The organism is Stenotrophomonas pictorum JCM 9942 (assembly GCF_001310775.1).
Lineage (GTDB): Bacteria > Pseudomonadota > Gammaproteobacteria > Xanthomonadales > Xanthomonadaceae > Stenotrophomonas > Stenotrophomonas pictorum.
Map to the genome: position 1 here is coordinate 1 of NZ_BAZI01000403.1, position 2270 is coordinate 2270.

The following is a 2270-nucleotide window of genomic DNA, read 5'->3' on the forward strand; positions in this document are numbered from 1 at the left end:
CGCTGGCCGGGCAGGAACACCAGCACGTCGCCGGGGTGCTGCCTCAGCGCCTGTTCCACCGCGCGGCGGGTCTGCGCTTCCAGCGCCTCGTCGCGGCGGGCCGGAAAATGGCTCACCACCACCGGGAAACTGCGGCCCTCGCTGGACAGGCGTGGCGCCTCCAGAAAACCGGCCAGCCGTTCACCGTCGAGCGTGGCCGACATCAGCACGATGCGCAGGTCCTCGCGCAGCTGCGATTGCACGTCCAGCGCCAGCGCCAGGCCCAGATCGGCCGCCAGGTGGCGCTCGTGGAATTCATCGAACAGCAGGGCGCCGACGCCTTCCAGCAGCGGGTCGTCCTGCAGCATCCGGGTCAGGATGCCTTCGGTGACAACCTCGATCCGCGTGCGCGCGGAAATCTTGTTCTCGAAGCGGATGCGATAGCCGACGGTGTCGCCGACCGGCTCACCGAGCTGGCGGGCCATGAAGGTGGCGGCGCTGCGGGCGGCCACGCGGCGCGGTTCGAGCATGATGATCCTGCGCCCTTCCAGCCACGGCGCATCCCTTAGTGCCAGTGGCACCTGGGTGGTCTTGCCGGCGCCGGGCGGGGCTTCAAGCACCAGTCGCGCATGCGCGGTGAGCTGCGCGCGGATCTGCGGCAGCAGCGGAGAAATCGGGAAATCTGTGGTGCTCATAGGCGCGCAAGAATACGCGCTGGTGCGCCGCGTTGCCGCTGCTCAGCTGGTCGGGGTGGGGCTTGCCGGTGGGCAGGTGGTGAATACCTTGTCCGGATCGAGCAGGGCCGCGGCCTCGCTTTCCGGTACCAGTGTGCCCTGCTCGGCATCGCCCAGGATGGCAAACACCTGCGCGTGGAGGGTGGGATCGAGAATGCGGAACGCGCCGTCCTGTTCCAGCTGGCGGACCAGGCGGTTGTTGGCGTCGAAGGCCAGCGCCCCGACCAGCGGCACCCCCCGGTTCGGCGTGAGCAGGCGGCCCCCGCCGAACCGGCGGTGGATGAAGCGCTGCATCTGCACGCCGCTGATCAACGCATTGGCGGAAAAGCGTGCGACGCCTGGCAGGTCGTACTCCGGGGTGGCGTAGGGCAGGCAGGCCAGGGAGCGCCGCAGCGCAGCCTCGGCGCGCTGCTGGGTGGCTTCGTCCGGCTCCCAGTCCGCGCGGTGCGCGGTCAGATAGTCCTTCAGTGCCGGTGCCACCGTCAGCTCGAACAACCGGTCGACCGCCGGCGTGTCGCCGGCAAGCTGCGAGCGCAGGATCGGCGTTTCACCGCGGTAGGCGACCACCTCGTCGGCGGAGGCCACGGGTGCAGCAAGCAACAATGCCAACAACACGAGGGCAGCGCTTCGCATCGACGATCTCCTGGGAACGTGCGGGCGAATCTAGCATGGCCCGGTGGCCCGCCCCGGCGGGGGGCGGCCGGGGCGGTAGAATGGCCGCCCCCTGGATGTTCAACGCACCATGCAACTGATCGATATCGGCGCCAATCTCACCCACGACTCCTTCGATCGCGACCGCGATGCGGTGCTGGCGCGGGCGCGCGAGGCCGGGGTGGTGCAGATGGTAATCACCGGCGCCAGCCGCGAGCATTCGCCGATGGCGCTGGAACTGGCGCAGCAGCATCCCGGGATCCTGTTCGCCACCGCCGGTGTGCATCCGCACCACGCGCTGGAATACACCGACGAATGCGATGCCGAGATGCGCGCGCTGCATGCCCATCCGGAAGTGGTGGCGGTGGGCGAGTGTGGACTGGATTACAACCGCGATTTCTCGCCGCGTCCGGCGCAGCGCAACGCCTTCGAACGACAGCTGCAGCTGGCCAGCGAGAATCACAAACCGCTGTTCCTGCACCAGCGCGATGCGCATGCCGATTTCATGGCGATGATGAAGAACTTCGACGGCCGGCTTGGCCCGGCGTGGTGCATTGCTTTACCGGCGAGCGCCAGGAACTGTTCGACTATCTGGACCAGGACTGGTACATCGGCATCACCGGCTGGCTGTGCGACGAACGCCGTGGCGCGCATCTGCGCGAGCTGGTCAAACATATTCCGGCGCAGCGGTTGATGATCGAAACCGATGCGCCGTACCTGCTGCCACGCACCCTCAAGCCGATGCCCAAGGACCGGCGCAACGAGCCGATGTTCCTGTCGCATATCGTGGAGGAGCTGGCGCTTGATCGCGGCGAGGACGTCGCGCTGACCGCCGCCAACGCTACCGCGGCCACCCGCGCGTTTTTCGGCCTGCCGGACGCCGGCTAGGGCGCCTCACCGGCCGGA

2 protein-coding genes and 1 pseudogene are annotated in these 2270 nt (G+C 68.3%); 1 reads left to right on the forward strand and 2 read right to left on the reverse strand.

Annotated features, from left to right (window positions below; genetic code table 11):
• The coding region (locus JCM9942_RS14305; protein ID WP_343123495.1) for a DEAD/DEAH box helicase at positions 1-674 on the reverse strand (674 nt) is incomplete at its 3' end.
• A 42-nt stretch (positions 675-716) separates the two neighbouring features.
• Complete coding sequence (locus JCM9942_RS14310) at positions 717-1346, reverse strand: hypothetical protein (protein WP_054660509.1); 630 nt, start codon at positions 1344-1346, stop codon at positions 717-719.
• 109 nt (positions 1347-1455) lie between these two features.
• Between JCM9942_RS14310 and JCM9942_RS14315 the strand changes: the two are divergent.
• Positions 1456-2252: pseudogene (locus JCM9942_RS14315) on the forward strand (TatD family hydrolase).
• The last annotated feature ends 18 nt before the right edge of the window (positions 2253-2270 follow it).

Coding starts and splice junctions, on each gene's coding strand:
- JCM9942_RS14310 (WP_054660509.1), bottom strand. CDS start 1,346: ATGCGAAGCGCTGCCCTCGTGTTGTTGGCATTGTTGCTTGCTGCACCC.